The organism is Pseudoalteromonas sp. MEBiC 03485 (assembly GCF_004195145.1).
Lineage (GTDB): Bacteria > Pseudomonadota > Gammaproteobacteria > Enterobacterales > Alteromonadaceae > Pseudoalteromonas > Pseudoalteromonas apostichopi.
Window position 1 is genome coordinate 3,191,081 of the sequence record NZ_SGBT01000001.1, and the last position, 17,796, is coordinate 3,208,876.

The following is a 17,796-nucleotide window of genomic DNA, read 5'->3' on the forward strand; positions in this document are numbered from 1 at the left end:
CTTTAGTTAATTAACTGTTGTTGTAATTCGTGAATTTCATCACGCACAGATGCCGCTTTTTCAAATTCAAGATCGCTAGCATAGGCATGCATTTTCGCTTCAAGCTCTTTAATTTGGCTGGCAATTTCTTTTGCGCTGAGTACTTGTTTAGACTCTTTACGCACCAATTTAAGGTTGTCTTTAGGGCTTGCTTCTTCGCCCACATCCATAATATCGGTGATGCTTTTAACCAAAGCTTGCGGCTCAATACCATGCTCAAGATTATAAGCTTGTTGTTTTTCACGGCGGCGATCTGTTTCATCAATGGCTTGTCTCATTGATTTAGTAATGCGGTCACCATAAAGAATCGCTTTACCATTTAAGTGACGTGCAGCACGACCTATGGTTTGGATCAGTGAACGAGTAGAGCGTAAGAAACCTTCTTTATCGGCATCAAGTATCGCTACTAAGGATACCTCTGGCATGTCGAGACCTTCTCGTAATAAGTTAATGCCCACTAACACATCAAACACACCAGCACGTAAATCGCGGATAATTTCAACCCGTTCGACGGTATCGATATCTGAGTGCAAATAACGAACTTTTACGTCATGGTCATTTAGGTAGTCGGTTAAATCTTCAGCCATACGCTTGGTTAAAGTAGTTACCAATACCCGTTCGTTGACCTCAACTCGTTTGTATATTTCAGAGAGTAAGTCATCTACTTGTGAGCCCACTGGGCGTACTTCAATTTCTGGGTCAATAAGCCCGGTTGGACGAATGACCTGTTCTGCAACCTCCCCTGACGAGCGTTCAAGCTCAAAGTCACCTGGGGTGGCTGACACATAAATAGTTTGCGGCGCGATTGCTTCAAATTCTTCAAAGCGTAGTGGGCGGTTATCTAACGCCGATGGCAAGCGAAAACCATACTCAACGAGATTTTCTTTACGGCTTCTATCACCTTTATACATAGCACCGATTTGCGATACCGTAACATGCGATTCATCGATAATCATTAATGCGTCATCAGGCAAATAGTCAAGCAATGTTGGCGGCGGATCGCCTGGCGTTCTGCCAGATAAGTAACGCGAGTAGTTTTCGATTCCTGAGCAATAACCAAGCTCGGTCATCATTTCGATATCATACTGAGTACGCTGAGCAATACGTTGCTCTTCTACAAGTTTATTGGCACTAAGTAGCTGAGAACGACGGTCTTTAAGCTCATCTTTTATTTTATCAATAGCATCGAGAATTTTTTCGCGCGGCGTAACATAGTGCGTTTTTGGGTAAATAGTAGCGCGTACAATGTGCTTTTCAACAGCCCCAGTAAGTGGGTCAAAAATACTTAAACGCTCTATTTCATCGTCAAACATCTCCACACGAACGGCATAAGTATCAGATTCTGCAGGAAATATATCAACCACTTCCCCACGAACACGATATGTACCACGGCTAAATTCAATATCGTTTCGAGTATATTGCAATTCAGCAAGACGACGCAGCATGTCGCGTTGATCGACAGTTTCTCCAACTTTAAGCAGTAGCATCATTTTCATATATGAGTCTGGATCGCCCAAACCATAAATAGCAGACACCGAAGCCACAATGATCGTATCACGACGCTCAAGTAGCGCTTTAGTAGCGCTTAAACGCATTTGCTCAATATGCTCATTGATAGACGCGTCTTTTTCAATGAATGTATCACTAGCAACAACATAGGCTTCTGGCTGGTAATAATCATAATAAGAAACAAAATACTCAACCGCGTTATGAGGGAAAAACTCTTTCATTTCCCCATAAAGCTGAGCAGCAAGTGTTTTGTTGTGTGCCATGATAATGGTTGGCCGATTCAAATCATTAATGATATTGGCCATAGTGAAGGTTTTACCCGTTCCTGTAGCCCCTAATAATGTTTGATGTGCAAGCCCAGCCTCAAGACCGTCTTTTAACTGTGCAATCGCCGTTGGTTGGTCACCATTTGGCTGAAATTTAGAAACTAGCTGAAAATGGTCGCTCATGAATGACACTCCTTCACATAAGACTCACTTAACCCATCAACTTCTTTGATAAACCATCTATAGGCAACCACCGCAGTAAATAGGTTACCTATAGCCGCGCCAATAAATAACCCTTTTAACCCAGCAAACTCACTGCCGATATAAGCAAAAGGCACGTAAAAAACAAACAGACGTACTACACTTAAAATAAGCGCATTCATCGGTTTATGTAATGCGTTAAATGAAGAGTTCGATAGAATAATTACCCCTTGTAGGCCATAACTTAGCGGTAGGATATAAATGAACAGCTTAATAACATCCATTACAGCCTGCTCTTTACCAAATACATTAGCTATCAAGCCAGAAGTTAATAGCAGTAAAATATAAATAGCAAACTGCCAAATCATCACGAATTTTAAGGTTTTAGTGTAGGCTTCTTTTACACGTTCAAACTTACCGGCACCAAAGTTTTGACTAACAAATGGCGGTAAAGTCATCGATAAAGCAAGCACAACAAGACTTGCGATAGACTCAATTCGACTTCCAACACCAAACGCTGCTACAGCTTCAGGACCATGCTTAGCCACTAATGCCGTAATTACCGCCATTGCTATTGGTGTAAGCATATTTGCCCCCGCCGCTGGTAAACCAATTTTAAGAATTTTTTGAATTGAGCTAAATGGTGTTTGCAAACCAGCATGCAAACTCAATAAGCCATTTTTAATTGCTAGAATATATAAAATGATAACCACCGCAACCGACCACGCAATAACGCTGGCAATTGCTGCGCCTTGTATACCTAATGCGGGAATAGGCCCAAAGCCAAAAATAAGCATAGGGTCTAAAATAGCATTAATCAGCCCCGCTCCACCCATAACAATGCTCGGAGTTTTGGTATCACCACTTGCTCTAAGTACTGAGTTGCCAACCATAGGTGTAATTAAAAACACGCTGCCAAGGAACCATACACTCATATACTCATGAATAAGCGGTAATACTAATTCACCAGCACCAAGTAACTTAAAAATAGGGTCTATCAGAAGATAGCCCATCACAGAAAGACTAAACACCATCACAACGGATACCAACAATGACATACTGGCATCAAAGCGAGCTTCATCTAACTTATCACTACCGAGGGCTTTAGCGATAACCGCTGAAGTGCCTATACCTAAACCAATTGCAAGGCTAATAACAGTAAAAGTAACAGGAAAGGTAAAACTGACAGCGGCGAGAGGTTCAGTGCCTAGTAAACTAATAAAGAAGGTGTCAACAAGGTTAAACATCATTAGGGTGATCATTCCAAAGATCATCGGAATGGTCATTTTTTTTAAGGTTGGCAGAATGGGTGAGTTTAAAAGATCAGGTTTAGTTTTGCTCTGCGGTTTCACGCTCATGGGGATACTTTGCCTCTTTTTCTGAACCTGTTAGTTTAAAGCATCCTTCTCTTGCAAGCTATGCTTTATTAGCAGAATCAAAATTGATACACAAAACTATCACTTTTGACACTTTGACATAAAAATAACCACTAACCCTCATTAAATACAAGATAAAAACAACTTTAATAGCTTTGTTACAATTAAAAGGCAGTTTTCGCTGTTTTTTTACACAACAAATCGCGCTATTTCATCGTCACGAATAAATTTACTTATCAATTCAGCATGGCTTCAGATAAAAATACTAAGCAATTGATTTATAATAAAATAAAAAAACTTAATTAAATGCTTGAAATTGCTGTAGCGCCCTAAAATCCTAGTACTATAGCTGTTCTTAAAGTTTAATAAACAGAGTTATCCACAGAAACCGTGGATAACTCTCTAGAAGCCGCAAATATAAAGGCTTCTAAGGTGGATGTTCATCTCTGTATAGGAAAAGTAACAAAGCCTATTGTTTTAACCTTTTTATAAGTTTCTAGAAAAGAACGCGTAAAAATTGTTCTACCCTATTATAAATTTAAGTATGACAATTAAAGTTCTATAAAATTTCATATGCTAAGCATATGAAATACAGCACTAAAAATGAGTTTACTTCTATTGGATTCAGATCATTTTTGAGTTTCTCTGCAAAGAATAGAGAAATCTTTACTAGTCCTACACAGTAAATACAAAGAAAAAATTACGCTCGGAGAACTTCAAACAAAAAGAATTAGATCTGATTTTCATAGTTAGAATAAAACATTGGATAAATGATGATTTACTCAACTTGGTAAAGAATATCTAAGCAAAGAAACTTTTTTATACTTTTAAAATGATGCTTCTGTTTAAAAAGCATGCAAAAAATAAAAGCTTTCGACATAGGTCCCCTACTACAAGCTAAAAAATGCAGTGGTTTTCAGCTACATTTTGCGCAGATCGAACATAAAAACATCGAATAAGCTTCTTTTTTGAATTTATGAAGTTTTTATGTTGACACTTTGCAATGCTGTCATTAATATTTCGCCCCGTTGAAAGGCATGACGCTTCCCCCTTAGCTCAGTTGGTTAGAGCGACGGACTGTTAATCCGCAGGTCCCCCGTTCGAGTCGGGGAGGGGGAGCCAAGTTTTTCAATCATAAACGATTCCCCCTTAGCTCAGTTGGTTAGAGCGACGGACTGTTAATCCGCAGGTCCCCCGTTCGAGTCGGGGAGGGGGAGCCAAGTTTATGAATATGATTGTTCCCCCTTAGCTCAGTTGGTTAGAGCGACGGACTGTTAATCCGCAGGTCCCCCGTTCGAGTCGGGGAGGGGGAGCCAAATCATAGCACCCTACTACTCTATTTAGTTCCCCCTTAGCTCAGTTGGTTAGAGCGACGGACTGTTAATCCGCAGGTCCCCCGTTCGAGTCGGGGAGGGGGAGCCAACTCACAGAAAATAATCAGGTTTATCTACTACTATTCTTCGATTGTATTAGACTTTAAAGCGCTTATAATCTACCCTACATTAAAGTTATTTCTAAAGTTTTTTCTATTTTTTACGATAGAATGTAATGACTGTAATTAAAGCGATCAATCAAGGAATTGATTCCTTCCGTTAGGCTTTTATAAGATAAGAACATGGCTGGCTTTAAAAAACTTATATTTATACAACTCATATCTTGGCTGCTTTTTGCTTTATTAGGTGGTTATTTTATTGCCCTTAGTTTCGACAGTGCTGTCAGTGATGCTCAGCAAAAAGCACAAAATGTCGTTAGTGCTTATATAAATACTCAGACATTAGATGAACTAGCACCAGAAAAAATTAAACACGCGCTTGCCGATGGCAGTACTTTTTCTAAGTTTGTGATCCGTGATCAAGCGGGCCAAGTAGTTAGCTCAGTTGAATCAAGTCAACCCCTACCCATATTTGCTGAAATTGTAAATGCTACGTTTAACTCAATTCGCCCTCAATTTGCCGTTAACCAAGCATCTGATATAAAGGTTGAATTCACAATTAATGCGCATAATCTCGCAAGCTTATTACAACAGGCTCTATTTGTTGTTATTTTAATTTCAGGCTTGATTGCCCTACTTCCTATTATCTATATGAAGAGCATGTTCCGCCGCCTTAATCGTAAAATTAGCACTACAGTTGCAGATATAGTTGATATTTATATTAATCAAAACCAAATTGATGATGACCTAGAACAATCAATTGATACAACTAGCCTAAAAAAGTTAAGCAAAGATTTAATCCCTTCATTCAACCGCCTTTCTCACTTTTTACAAACTAAACACGACGATATTCAAAACAATGCGCTGAACATCAAAAAAGAAGCTTATAAAGATGTAGTGACTAACCTTGGCAACCGTAATATGTTTGTTGAGTACTACGAAAAGAATATCGAAAACGCAGAAAAAAGTACTTTTGGTTCACTTGCGATGGTTCGCTGTAGCGAGCTGCAAGCCATCAACCAAACTCGTGGTTACCAAAAAGGTGATGATTATGTTAAAAGCGTGGCCGATATAATTAAACATATCAGTGGTACTTATACTGGTAGCCAAGTGTTTCGTTTAAACAGCTCAGACTTTGCAGTTGTGTTGCCCAATACCCCACTAAAAGAAGCGGAACGTTTTGGTGATAACTTACAGTCTCGATTTACTCAGTATCAACAAAATCAAGAATTAAGCTCAGTCGCGAACACAGGTATTGTCGGTTACGAAAAAGGTAAACCTTTAGGAGAGTTATTATCTATTGTTGATAATGCGATGAGTATGGCGCAATCAAAGCAAGCTAACGCATGGCATGTTCAACGCGAGACTGACCTTGTAAATAATGCTAGCGCTGGTTTTGGTAACCAAAACTGGCGTAAAGTGATTAACGAAGTGATCGAAACCAAACGTGTTCACTTGGTCATGCAAAACATTATGCCAATTGGTAAAAGTGTGAAGGCCTATGCAGAGATTCAGGTTCGTTTCAAAACCGCAGAAAATCAAATGCTACCAACTGCCTCTTTTCTTGCTATGACCGAAAAGCTAGAAATGGCTATGGAAATTGACCGCTTAATCATTGACACCAGCTTAGAAAAAATTAAAACCCGTAATTTTTCTGAGAAATTCTTTGGAATCAATGTTACCGCATCAAGCGCCCATAATGATCAATTTGTGATCTGGCTTGAGCGCCGCCTACTAAAAGACAGTAATATCGCCTCTAAGCTTATATTTGAAGTGAGCGAGTTTGGCTTGCAACAAAATATTAAAGCAAGTAAGCGCTTTATCGATATGGTGCATCGTGTCGGTGCGCGTATCACTGTAGAGCGTTTTGGTGTTGGTTTAACGTCATTTAAATTCTTTAGAGATTTAAAACCTGATTTCATCAAAATGGATGCAAGTTATACCCGCGGCCTTGAAGAAGATAAAAATAATCAATATTTTATGCGCTTAATGGTTGATCTTGCCCACCGTATTGGAGTGAGTGTATTTGCTGAAGGTGTAGAGAGCCAAGAAGAAAAGCATATCATTGAAACTCTGTGTCTTGATGGTGTGCAAGGCTATTACATCGAAAAACCAAAAGACATTTAACCCCCTATTAAAGGCCCAAAAAACCTTACTGTTTTTGGGCCTATTCTATCTATTAACTTAGCTTTAACACTTTAATCGTAAACAGCTTTGCTAATTTTATCTATTCGTCCCTCATGTGTTGTGTCAGCCCCCAGAAAAAAGGATAATAGGGTCGTTTTTATTCTCGTGAGGCACGCATGACAGAGTATGTCTTGTTATTGATTGGCACCGTGCTAGTCAACAACTTCGTTTTAGTTCAATTCTTAGGTTTATGCCCATTTATGGGCGTGTCGGGTAAGTTAGATACCGCGATTGGTATGTCCTTAGCCACAACCTTTGTACTTACACTTGCCTCCGTGACTAGTTATCTAGTAAATCATTATATTTTGATCCCGCTGGATATCGAGTTTTTGCGTACCATGAGCTTTATTTTGGTTATCGCTGTTGTCGTGCAATTTACTGAAATGGTGGTTAGAAAAACCAGCCCGACACTTTATCGCTTATTAGGGATTTTCTTACCGCTTATCACCACTAACTGTGCTGTATTAGGCGTTGCCCTACTTAATATCAAAGAAGATCACTCATTCTTGCAATCCGCTGTTTACGGCTTTGGTGCCGCAGTGGGCTTTTCTATGGTGTTAATACTGTTTGCTGCATTACGTGAACGCTTAGCTGCGGCTGATGTCCCTGCTCCTTTCAAAGGTGCTTCTATTGCGATGATCACTGCAGGCCTTATGTCGATGGCCTTTATGGGTTTTACAGGATTAGTGAAGTTTTAATATGACCTTGTTTTATGCTTTGATAGCGTTAGGTTCATTAGCGCTAATATTTGGTTTAATTTTAGGTTTCGCTGCCGTGCGTTTTCGCGTAGAGAGCAACCCTATAGTTGACCAAATTGATACCATTTTACCGCAAACACAATGTGGCCAATGTGGTTACCCTGGCTGTCGCCCATATGCTGAAGCGATTGCTAACGGCGATGAAATAAATAAATGCCCACCAGGCGGCGAAGCAACTGTAAAAAAATTAGCTGATTTAATGGGTGTTGAAGCAAAACCACTTGCAGGCGGTGAGCAAGCTGATCCGATTAAAACAGTCGCCTATATTCGTGAAGATGAATGTATTGGCTGTACCAAATGTATTCAAGCCTGCCCTGTTGATGCCATTGTCGGTGCAACGCGTCAAATGCATACCGTGTTAATTGATGAATGTACCGGTTGTGACTTATGTGTAGAACCCTGCCCTGTAGACTGTATTGATATGTTGCCCGTAAAAGAAACTAAACAAACCTGGAAATGGCAATTAAACGCAATCCCTGTGACTCAGGTAGATTAGGAGCACAGATGGAAAAGCTAATAGATCAAATTAAACAAGGTAAAGTGTGGCCATTTCCTGGAGGTATTCACCCACCGGGTCAAAAGCAGCAATCAACTAAGCAAGCAATCGTAAGACTACCTCTACCTGACAAACTTGTTGTATCACTAAAACAACATATTGGCGCTAACGGCAAACTCATTGTTGAAAAAGGCCAACAGGTACTTAAAGGCCAAGCATTAACGAAACCAAGCGGGAATTGGTCAGTGCCAGTACACGCACCAACATCTGGGCTGATCAGCGATATTTGCCCAATGCCATCTGCTCACCCATCAGCGCTGCCAGAACTTAGCGTTATCATTGAACCTGATGGTGAAGATAAATGGTGCGAGCTTCGGTCTGTGTCTGATACCAAAGCACTTTCGCATGATGAACTTGTGGATATTATTCATCAAAGCGGTATTTCAGGTATGGGCGGCGCTGGCTTCCCTACTTATGTCAAAGCAGATATACGTAAAGACATTGAGTTTTTAATTGTCAATGCCGTCGAATGTGAGCCATATATCACCGCTGATGACATGCTAATGCGCGAACATGCTGATGGTATTATCGCGGGCATTGAATTAATGCAGCAGCTGTTAAACCCGCAGCTCACAATTATTGGTATTGAAGATAATAAGCCAGAAGCCATTGCTGCTATGAAAAAAGCAGCTGAACATAACGACAGCATAATGGTACAAACAGTGCCAACGGTTTACCCTTCTGGCGGTGAAAAACAACTGATTAAATTGCTAACTGGCAAAGAAGTCCCGAGTGGCAGTATTCCAGCTGATATTGGTATGTTAGTGCAAAATGTCGGTACCTTGTTTGCAGTAAATCAAGCTGTGCATGAGGGTAAACCTCTGATTGAGCGTGTGGTGACTGTAACTGGTAACACCATTCATAAACAGGGTAACGTGTGGGCTTTACTGGGCACTGAAATTAAACATTTATTAGATTGCCAAGGTTTTTCACCAGTACCACAACAACGTGTTGTAATGGGCGGCCCGATGATGGGCTTTACTCTACCAACAGTGCGAATTGGTGTCGTTAAAACGACAAACTGTATTTTAGCGCCAGATCACCAAGAACTTGCTGAGCCGGGTGAGGAAAAAGCCTGTATTCGTTGTAGTGCCTGTGCTGACGCCTGCCCTGCTTCATTGTTACCGCAGCAATTACAATGGTTTGCTAAGTCTAAAGAATACGACAAACTCAACGAGCACAATTTATTCGATTGTATTGAATGTGGCGCCTGTGCTTATGTTTGCCCAAGCGAAATCCCACTCGTTCAGTACTATCGTGTTGCTAAAGCTGAAATCAAAGAGCAGCAAGCAGAGCAAATCAAAGCAGAGCGTGCAAAGGAGCGTTTTGAAGCACGTAAAGAACGTTTAGAGCGCGAACAAGAAGAACGTCAAAACCGCCACAAACGTAAGCCAGCTGCTAAGTCAGATAGCGAAAAACAAAAAGTGGCCGATGCACTAGCACGAGTTAAAACTAAATCTGATGACAAAGAGAGTAAATCAGCTGTCGCTGCTGCTATCGCGCGTGCTAAAGCGAAAAAGCAGGGTGCAGAGCTTGAGCCTGATAACTCTGAAATAGCTAAAGAGCGTGCTGCGCGTAAAGAACAAGCACGTAAATATAAAGAGCAAAAAGCACTAGAGCAAGGTGAAGAAGGCGTCGATAAAGACGATAAAAAGTCTGCTGTTGCTGCCGCTATTGCCCGCGCTAAAGCGAAAAAGGCCGCGCAAGCTAAAGAAGATAACGCAGAAGTAGACTCAGCACCAAAAGATGACAAAAAAGCAGCTGTTGCAGCTGCTATCGCTCGTGCAAAGGCGAAGAAAGCCGCGCAAGCCGCTGAAAATAAAACTGAGGCTGAAGCTGATAGCGCACCAGTTGATGACAAAAAAGCCGCTGTTGCAGCTACTATCGCTCGTGCAAAGGCGAAGAAAGCCGCTCAAGCTGCTGAAAACCAAACTGAAGCTGAAGAAGATAGCGCACCAGTTGATGACAAAAAGGCTGCCGTTGCTGCAGCCATAGCTCGCGCTAAAGCGAAAAAAGCCGCGCAATCTGCTAAAAACCAAACTGAAGCTGAAGAAGATGGCGCACCAGTTGATGATAAGAAAGCCGCTGTTGCTGCAGCCATAGCTCGAGCTAAAGCGAAAAAAGCCGCTAAAGAGCAAGCGCAGAGTGACGATTTTTCAAAGCAAATAAATGATTCAGGTGATGAGATTGATGCCCTGCCACAAGCTGACGCTCCTGAATCTAGCGAAGACAAGAAAAAAGCCGCCGTTGCTGCAGCTATCGCTCGCGCTAAAGCGAAAAAAGCCGCTAAAGAGCAAGCGCAGAGTGACGATTATTCAGAGCAAATAAATGATTCAAGTGATGAGGCAGATGCCAAACCGCAATCTGATGAACCTGAGTCTAGCGAAGATAAGAAAAAAGCCGTCGTTGCTGCAGCTATCGCTCGCGCCAAAGCGAAAAAAGCCGCTAAAGAGCAAGCGCAGAGTGACAATTATTCAGAGCAAATAAATGATTCAAGTGATGAGGCAGATGCCAAACCGCAATCTGATGAACCTGAGTCTAGCGAAGATAAGAAAAAAGCAGCAGTCGCCCGTGCAATTGCAAAAGCTAAAGCTAAAAAGTTACAACAAGAAGGAAACGATAAGTCATGAAACTAACCATGGCGAGTTCGCCGCATAATCATAGCCATAAATCATTAAGTCGATTAATGATGACGGTGATTGCTGCGTGTATTCCTGGCTTAATTGCCCAAGTGTACTTTTTTGGCACAGCCGTTTTAATTCAGCTTATTCTCGCACTTATAACAGTAAGCGCCTGTGAAGCCGCTGTATTGCTGCTTCGTAAGCGCAAAGTTTGGCCAACACTCAGTGATGGCAGTGCTTGGTTAACGGGCGTATTACTGGCGTTGAGTATTCCACCTTTAGCGCCTTGGTGGATTATCGTAATTGGCTGTATGTTTGCAATTGTTATTGTAAAACAACTTTATGGCGGCCTTGGCTTTAATTTATTTAACCCTGCTATGGCGGCTTATGTATTACTACTTGTATCGTTTCCGGTGCAAATGACTAGTTGGTTACCTGTGAGTGATTTACTTGCATCTCCGATTAGCTTCTCACAACAGCTGTCTGTTATTTTCAATGGCTTTACCAGCGCTGGGTTTAGTGTCGATCAATTACGTGTAGCAATTGATGGCACAACTATGGCAACACCGCTTGATACCGTTAAAACAGATGTCGCCCATCACCTAACGGTGGCTGAAAGCATGAGTAAACCAATTTTTAACGACTGGTTTGGTCTTGGCTGGGGCTGGGTTAACCTCGGCTTTTTAATCGGTGGTCTTTATTTATTAAAAGCTAAAATCATTAATTGGCATATCCCTGTTAGCTTTTTAGCCTCGATAGCCGTGTGCAGTGGTATAGGTTATATCGCCGCCCCTGGCACAGAACCAGGTGTGGTATTTCACTTATTCAGTGGTGCGACTATGTTAGGGGCATTTTTCATTGCCACGGATCCTGTTTCTGCATCAACAACTAATAAAGGGCGTTTAATCTACGGCGCGTTAATTGGTTTGCTTGTTTACTTAATTCGTACTTTTGGTGGTTACCCTGATGCAGTGGCATTTAGTGTATTGCTGTTAAATATGGCGGTGCCTTTAATTGATTACTACACGCAACCACGAACTTACGGCCATGGGGTGAAATAATGATCCTTTCCTCAATGACTAAAAATGGTGCTATTCTTACTGCGTTTGCGCTCATTACCACAGGCACTGTAGCCCTTACTCATAACTTGACTGCTGAGCGTATTGAAGAGCAAGAAAAGCAACAACTTGCAGAACAACTGCAACAAGTACTTGATGCTCATCATTACGACAATCAGCTCTATAAAGATTGTGTTGTGATCACCGATGAGCGCTTAGGTCCACGCCCAGAGCAAGTTATTTACCGCGCCTACAAAGACAATAAGCCTTATGCTTTAGTGATGCGCCATGTAACACCAAGTGGTTATAGCGGCGATATCAACTTATTAACAGCAGTTTTTGCCAATGGCGAAATAGCCGGTGTCCGTGTGACTAAACACGAAGAAACGCCGGGTCTTGGCGATAAAGTCGAGATCAAGAAGTCTGACTGGATCACCCTTTTCAAAGGCCAAAATGTACTGGGTGAAGATGACAACCGCTGGGCGGTTAAAAAAGATGGCGGCCAGTTTGATCAATTCACCGGTGCTACGATCACACCCCGTGCTGTTGTCGGCTCAGTTAAACAAGCGGTACTTTTTGCCCAAGCTGAATTTGATAATCTGTTTGCTGCACCAAACATCTGTCAAGGAGCCAAGTAATGAGCCAAGTTAGAACCTTGTTTAAAGATGGTATGTGGGCCAATAACCCTGCCCTTGTTCAGTTATTAGGCTTGTGCCCGCTACTTGCCGTTACATCAACGATTACCAATGCGTTAGGCCTTGGATTAGCGACTTTATTGGTACTGGTTGGCTCTAACGTAACCGTATCGATAGTACGTAACTGGGTGCCTAAAGATATTCGTATCCCTGTTTTTGTGATGATCATCGCAGGCTTTGTAACCATTGTGCAGCTGATGATGAATGCCTATACATTTGGGCTTTACCAATCACTGGGGATTTTTATTCCGCTTATTGTTACTAACTGTGCCATTATCGGTCGCGCAGAAGCATTCGCCTCTAAAAATACCGTGCCACTTTCAGCCTTTGACGGACTGATGATGGGTCTTGGTTTTATGCTAGTTTTAGTGGTATTAGGGGCGATGCGAGAGCTTATTGGCCAAGGTACGCTATTTGATGGCGCCGATTTACTATTAGGGCCGTGGGCTGCTTCACTTCGTATTGAAGTATTCAGTTTTGATAACCAATTTTTATTAGCTATCTTACCTCCGGGTGCCTTTTTGGGACTTGGTTTATTGATTGCTGCAAAAAATGTCATTGATACACAAATAAAATCTAAGCAAGTTGTTACTCCAGAAGTAGAAAAAGGCCCAAGAGCCCGAGTAACGAGTTTAACTTAAAGGAGAGCGCGCACCGTCACTGCGTGCTTTACGCCACCATGAATAAAGAAAAACGCTACGAGATCTTATCTCGTCTTCGTGAACAAAATCCGCACCCAGAAACAGAGCTTGAATATTCAAGCCCGTTTGAATTATTAGTTGCTGTTACCTTATCTGCACAAGCTACAGATGTGGGGGTTAATAAAGCCACACGTAAGCTTTTCCCTGTTGCTAACACGCCTCAAGCGATTCTTGATTTGGGCCTTGAAGGCCTTCGTGATTACATTAAGACCATTGGTTTGTTTAATTCTAAAGCTAATAATGTCTATAAAATGTGTGAGATTCTGGTCAATAAACATAACTCAGAAGTACCAGAGAATCGTGAAGCACTCGAAGCATTACCGGGTGTTGGCAGAAAGACCGCGAATGTTGTTTTAAACTGTGCCTTTGGCTGGCCGACCATTGCTGTAGACACGCATATTTTCCGCGTTTCTAACCGCACTAAGTTTGCCATGGGTAAAGATGTAGTTGCTGTAGAACAAAAATTAGAAAAAGTAGTACCTAAAGAATTTAAAGTCGATGTGCACCACTGGCTCATTTTACATGGTCGTTATGTATGTACTGCACGTAAACCCAAATGCGGCAGTTGTATTATTGAAGACTTGTGTGAGTTTAAGGATAAAACTGAGTAATCAAAGACTTCATTGTTGTATTACTCAAAGTCAGTCAGCATCTTTAGACCAACCATTAAGGGGCAGCTTCGGTAAGTAAGTGATGGGCATACAATCACCCCTGACGTGATAACCCCCCTCAATAAGCACAGTACTTCTACATGAAACCTTCTCTTCATAAAAAGTAGATGCAGCTCACTCTCGGTTATTCGAAAAACGCAGCCACAATATTTCTTCAGGCAGTACAGTTTACCTTATTTCGACCTGAGGCTTTAGCTTGGTAAAGCACAGTATCTGCTTGAGCTAAAATAGAGTCAAAACTTTGTTTATAATCTGGCTGCTGGGCGACACCTATTGATAAGGTAAAACGAATAGTTTGTTGCTCAAATTTTACTTGGCATTGTTCTACATGTGCTCTCAGACGTTCAGCCATGTCTTTTGCCTCTTCTATTTCAGTTTCAGGTAGCATCATCGCAAACTCTTCGCCGCCTATTCTCCCGATGACATCGGACTTTCTTATAATTTTTCGCACTAAACCTGCAAGTGAACAGAGCACCTTGTCACCAGCAGCGTGACCGAAGGTATCGTTAATAGACTTAAAGTTATCGATATCAAACATCATTACACAATACGAATGACAATAACGAACAGCTTGTGAATGCTGACATTCAGCCATTTGATAAAAAGCTCTGCGATTAGGAAGCTGTGTTAATTCGTCCGTTAAGGCAAGTGTTTCAGCTTTTTTCTTGGCTATTTCGATCTCTGCCGTACGGGCTTTAACCTGCTCTTCAAGACTATGATTATATTTTTTTAATTTGGCTGCCATTTGCTCAATATCAATCACATAGTTCGCTTGGCGAATTGCAATTTCAATGTAAGAAGTAACTTCTTTTATTATTTCAATTTCACTGGCCGACCAGTGTTGAGTTGATGCACTGTCCAAGCAAAATAAACCGACGACATTATTTTTTACATTGATAGGAGCATCCAGTACAGCTCTGGTCTTTCCTTCTATCATAGCGTCTTTTAATGGCGCTATAAGTGAGTTGGTTTCGACATCATCAATCGCCAATATTTTTTGTTTTTTTAGCGCTGCGAGGTATTGCGGAGCAATAGTTAAATCAGCTTCTATGCCTTCGATAGAGGGTGAGTTTTCAGTGGGTATACAGCTATGTACGGATAAAATCCCTTGAGGTGAAATAGTAGAATAGGATACACGATACATAGGGAAATATTGGGCTATATCCTTTAGCGCAATGGTTATTATTTGATTCGGCGCTAATTCAGAGCTGATACATTTTGCTATTTTATTAACGATGTCAGCACGCTGTTTATCGAACCTAGCAGCACGCACTTCTATTTGATACTGTCTAATTTTTATAAAGGTAAACAACAGTGTCAAAACTAAAATTATAAAAATGATGCTCACATTCACTCACCTATTAAGTCACTATCATTATAACGATAAAACAGCGATAGGTTACTAAATAATTAACAAATTGATCACATTACTTTCTATACAGGAATCGAAAGAATCGATTTTTAATCAACCAAACACTGAAGTATCTAAGATTATCAAACAAATAGACTAGACAACTTAATCGTTAACAACGGCCATTGGCCTCTCAAAGCAGCCTATTTTAGCGCAATCATCTAAATCTACTTTCAGTATACTTCGGCTGGCCGACAATTGCTGTTGATACGCATTTTTTCCGCGTTTCTAACCGCACTAAGTTTGCCATGGGTAAAGATGTGCTTGCTGTAGAACAAAAACTAGAAGAAGTGGTACCTAAACTTGTTAATCCTGCATGGCCGCTATGTATGTACTGCTCGTAAGCCTAAATGCGGCAGTTGTAATATTGAAGATTTGTGTGAGTTTAAAGAAAAGACTGAGTAGTTGAAGTCTACTCGAAAGCAAATAATCTAAAGGTGATGTTCCCCACTTCTTCTTTTTCTATCCCCATGCAAGCTCATTTTGCACATTGTGCCAAACACAGGGTTTGACACAATGTACTAGGCAATTATCGAGGATTTTGGCTCACCTGCTTTTTAATAAATTCTCGCGTATCTCTTAAAAGCGACACTCTTGCTGGTTCGTGAACATACATCATGTGACCGCCGTGATAATAGTGATAGTCAATTTTATCAGCGTATATACCGTGTCTATTTAAAGTGTATTCAGCATCAAAAAATGGGGTAACAATATCGTAATATCCAGAGGCAACCATCACTTTCATCTGTGGGTTACTACGAAGAACATAAGATAGATCCGGTGCTGTGTTGACGTATTTTGGCTCCCAACCTTGTCCGTCAGGAGCAGTTCGCCAGCGCCAATTATCAGATAACTCAGGGTCGCCAGGATTTAAGTATTTTCTTTTCCACTGCACGTTTAAGTCTGTGTGCATGTATTTCATCAGTGCCGCTTTATATGCCGGCCCTATAACTTTCGAAGCGTCTTGCTTAGGAGCTGCTGTTAGATCATCTCTTTCATCAAGCTTATAACGTCCATCAAGAAAGCCAACGGCAACGCCCTCATCACGCAATAATTCTTTTGCAAATCTAAAGGCGTTAATGCGTAAATCAGCCTGTTCAATATATTGTTTACTTAGCCCTGTATAACGGTGAAGTCCATCAACAATTAGCGCTCTGTCAGCTTTACTGAGCGCATTACCCTTAAATAGTGCAGGCAGTAATTCATCAACTGCAAATTTTCGGCTAGCATCAATGAATGCTTCAAAATTTCCTGATGTGTCTACTTTTTTATGATACCAAGCGGTTGCAGCGAGCGTTGGTATGTAAGTGACGTAAGAAATGATGTTGTCATCAACATAAGGGCTTGAACCTTGATAGTCTAAAGCTTGTGAAACAAAAATAATGCCATTTACATTAATCAGGTGTTTATCCATAAGCACTTTAGAAACCGCTGCTGCTCGAGTTGTACCATAACTCTCTCCCAATAAAAATATTGGTGCATTCCAGCGATTTTCTTTCGTCAGCCACTGGGCAATAAAATCAGCGATAGAAGATGCATCTTCATTCAAGCCCCAAAAGGCTTTGCTTTCAGTGTCACCTAATGCACGTGAGTAACCTGTACCAACAGGGTCCACAAACACCATATCAGTCACATCTAGAATCGTCTCAGGCGCTTCTTTTAATTCGTAAGGAGCCATTCCAGGAGATGTTGCATCGCTTGGTACAACAACTCGTTTGGGGCCATAAGCCCCCATGTGTAACCAATTAGACGATGAGCCAGGGCCACCATTCCAGATAAATGTAACAGGTCTGTTTTTGTTGCCGTCTGAGGCTATGTAATCAAACGAAAAAATAGCAGCTGTTGGCTCTTCGTTTTTGTTTAATAAATAAGTTTCACCTGCTACAGCTTTGTATTTCAGCTTTTTGCCATTGAAAGTGCCTTTATGCTGCGTAACAAATTTTGTGGCTTCGGGTATCGACTTTTTACTGTTGTTTGAATCTGAAATTTCATCTGCATTGACCGCGTTTGTACAAAACGCAAACAATGTCGAGATGACTACGGTTTTGAAATTGGCAACATACGCCATGTTTTATTCTCCCTTGGAAGCTTGCCTTTATTTTTAGCTGTATCTGGCTTGAGTGGTTTTATCACTCAGTGCTCAATTAACCTTTTACTTTAGCGATTACTTTTACAGTAAGAACATGTAATTTCAACTATCTGCGATTAACACGCAAAAAAGCATACCCTGTATCGAAACAAAAAATATCAATGTATTAATTTCACAAGCTTCCATCCTTTCGTTATGCTGTTGAGTAATGTGAATTTTTTATGAG

At 41.1% G+C, this 17,796-nt stretch carries 12 protein-coding genes, 4 tRNA genes and 1 pseudogene; 13 read left to right on the top strand and 4 right to left on the bottom strand.

The features are described 5' to 3' along the window. Positions 1 to 2: 2 nt before the first annotated feature. Both uvrB and EVU92_RS14690 read right to left on the bottom strand, forming a co-directional pair. The gene (uvrB, locus tag EVU92_RS14685; RefSeq protein WP_130051844.1) at positions 3 to 1,997 is read right to left on the bottom strand and encodes an excinuclease ABC subunit UvrB; all 1,995 of its coding nucleotides are present in this window, start codon (positions 1,995 to 1,997) and stop codon (positions 3 to 5) included. Then, positions 1,994 to 3,373, bottom strand: a complete 1,380-nt coding sequence (locus EVU92_RS14690) for an MATE family efflux transporter (protein WP_130051845.1) — start codon at positions 3,371 to 3,373, stop codon at positions 1,994 to 1,996. The genes uvrB and EVU92_RS14690 overlap by 4 nt, the downstream gene beginning before the upstream one ends. A gap of 1,063 nt (positions 3,374 to 4,436) precedes the next feature. Here EVU92_RS14690 and EVU92_RS14695 point away from each other — a divergent pair. The 12 genes from EVU92_RS14695 to nth all read left to right on the top strand — a co-directional run bounded on the left by EVU92_RS14695 (position 4,437) and on the right by nth (position 14,010). Then, positions 4,437 to 4,513, top strand: a tRNA-Asn gene (locus EVU92_RS14695). Positions 4,514 to 4,534: 21 nt separating this feature from the next. Then, positions 4,535 to 4,611, top strand: a tRNA-Asn gene (locus tag EVU92_RS14700). A gap of 19 nt (positions 4,612 to 4,630) precedes the next feature. Continuing rightward, positions 4,631 to 4,707: transfer RNA gene (locus EVU92_RS14705), tRNA-Asn, on the top strand. Positions 4,708 to 4,736: 29 nt separating this feature from the next. Continuing rightward, a tRNA-Asn gene (locus EVU92_RS14710) sits at positions 4,737 to 4,813 on the top strand. A gap of 193 nt (positions 4,814 to 5,006) precedes the next feature. Beyond that, the gene (locus tag EVU92_RS14715; protein WP_130051846.1) at positions 5,007 to 6,950 is read left to right on the top strand and encodes a GGDEF domain-containing protein; all 1,944 of its coding nucleotides are present in this window, start codon (positions 5,007 to 5,009) and stop codon (positions 6,948 to 6,950) included. 176 nt (positions 6,951 to 7,126) lie between these two features. Beyond that, positions 7,127 to 7,708: an electron transport complex subunit RsxA gene (rsxA, locus tag EVU92_RS14720; protein ID WP_054553689.1), complete on the top strand. Its 582-nt coding sequence runs from the start codon at positions 7,127 to 7,129 to the stop codon at positions 7,706 to 7,708. Position 7,709: 1 nt separating this feature from the next. After that, a complete protein-coding gene (gene rsxB / locus EVU92_RS14725) occupies positions 7,710 to 8,264 on the top strand; it encodes an electron transport complex subunit RsxB (RefSeq protein ID WP_054553690.1) in 555 nt (184 codons plus the stop codon). Between the two features lie 8 nt (positions 8,265 to 8,272). Continuing rightward, entirely contained in the window at positions 8,273 to 10,954 is a 2,682-nt protein-coding gene (rsxC, locus tag EVU92_RS14730) for an electron transport complex subunit RsxC (protein WP_130051847.1), read from the top strand. Then, a complete protein-coding gene (rsxD, locus tag EVU92_RS14735; RefSeq protein ID WP_130051848.1) occupies positions 10,951 to 12,006 on the top strand; it encodes an electron transport complex subunit RsxD in 1,056 nt (351 codons plus the stop codon). The genes rsxC and rsxD overlap by 4 nt, the downstream gene beginning before the upstream one ends. Continuing rightward, the gene (rsxG, locus tag EVU92_RS14740) at positions 12,006 to 12,641 is read left to right on the top strand and encodes an electron transport complex subunit RsxG (protein WP_130051849.1); all 636 of its coding nucleotides are present in this window, start codon (positions 12,006 to 12,008) and stop codon (positions 12,639 to 12,641) included. Before rsxD ends, rsxG begins: the two co-directional genes overlap by 1 nt. Beyond that, complete coding sequence (locus EVU92_RS14745; protein ID WP_130051850.1) at positions 12,641 to 13,339, top strand: electron transport complex subunit E; 699 nt, start codon at positions 12,641 to 12,643, stop codon at positions 13,337 to 13,339. Before rsxG ends, EVU92_RS14745 begins: the two co-directional genes overlap by 1 nt. Before the next feature lie 38 nt (positions 13,340 to 13,377). Then, positions 13,378 to 14,010 carry an endonuclease III gene (nth, locus tag EVU92_RS14750; RefSeq protein ID WP_130051851.1) on the top strand — a complete coding sequence of 211 codons (633 nt, stop codon included), beginning with the start codon at positions 13,378 to 13,380 and terminating at the stop codon, positions 14,008 to 14,010. 214 nt (positions 14,011 to 14,224) lie between these two features. Here the strand turns inward: nth and EVU92_RS14755 are convergent, their stop codons facing one another. Then, the gene (locus tag EVU92_RS14755) at positions 14,225 to 15,418 is read right to left on the bottom strand and encodes a sensor domain-containing diguanylate cyclase (protein ID WP_130051852.1); all 1,194 of its coding nucleotides are present in this window, start codon (positions 15,416 to 15,418) and stop codon (positions 14,225 to 14,227) included. Between the two features lie 230 nt (positions 15,419 to 15,648). Between EVU92_RS14755 and EVU92_RS14760 the strand changes: the two are divergent. Next, positions 15,649 to 15,886 (top strand): annotated as a pseudogene (locus EVU92_RS14760) (endonuclease III); the annotation flags it as partial. A 124-nt stretch (positions 15,887 to 16,010) separates the two neighbouring features. On the opposite strand, the gene EVU92_RS14765 reads toward EVU92_RS14760, so the two are convergent. Then, positions 16,011 to 17,549, bottom strand: a complete 1,539-nt coding sequence (locus tag EVU92_RS14765; protein ID WP_130051853.1) for a serine carboxypeptidase — start codon at positions 17,547 to 17,549, stop codon at positions 16,011 to 16,013. Between the last annotated feature and the right edge of the window lie 247 nt (positions 17,550 to 17,796).

Excerpts from the sequence above, each read along its gene's own strand:
- rsxG (WP_130051849.1), top strand. The coding sequence starts at position 12,006 with ATGATCCTTTCCTCAATGACTAAAAATGGTGCTATTCTTACTGCGTTT.
- rsxC (WP_130051847.1), top strand. The coding sequence starts at position 8,273 with ATGGAAAAGCTAATAGATCAAATTAAACAAGGTAAAGTGTGGCCATTT.
- EVU92_RS14765 (WP_130051853.1), bottom strand. The coding sequence starts at position 17,549 with ATGGCGTATGTTGCCAATTTCAAAACCGTAGTCATCTCGACATTGTTT.
- EVU92_RS14715 (WP_130051846.1), top strand. The coding sequence starts at position 5,007 with ATGGCTGGCTTTAAAAAACTTATATTTATACAACTCATATCTTGGCTG.
- rsxB (WP_054553690.1), top strand. The coding sequence starts at position 7,710 with ATGACCTTGTTTTATGCTTTGATAGCGTTAGGTTCATTAGCGCTAATA.
- nth (WP_130051851.1), top strand. The coding sequence starts at position 13,378 with ATGAATAAAGAAAAACGCTACGAGATCTTATCTCGTCTTCGTGAACAA.
- EVU92_RS14690 (WP_130051845.1), bottom strand. The coding sequence starts at position 3,373 with ATGAGCGTGAAACCGCAGAGCAAAACTAAACCTGATCTTTTAAACTCA.
- EVU92_RS14745 (WP_130051850.1), top strand. The coding sequence starts at position 12,641 with ATGAGCCAAGTTAGAACCTTGTTTAAAGATGGTATGTGGGCCAATAAC.
- rsxD (WP_130051848.1), top strand. The coding sequence starts at position 10,951 with ATGAAACTAACCATGGCGAGTTCGCCGCATAATCATAGCCATAAATCA.
- rsxA (WP_054553689.1), top strand. The coding sequence starts at position 7,127 with ATGACAGAGTATGTCTTGTTATTGATTGGCACCGTGCTAGTCAACAAC.
- uvrB (WP_130051844.1), bottom strand. The coding sequence starts at position 1,997 with ATGAGCGACCATTTTCAGCTAGTTTCTAAATTTCAGCCAAATGGTGAC.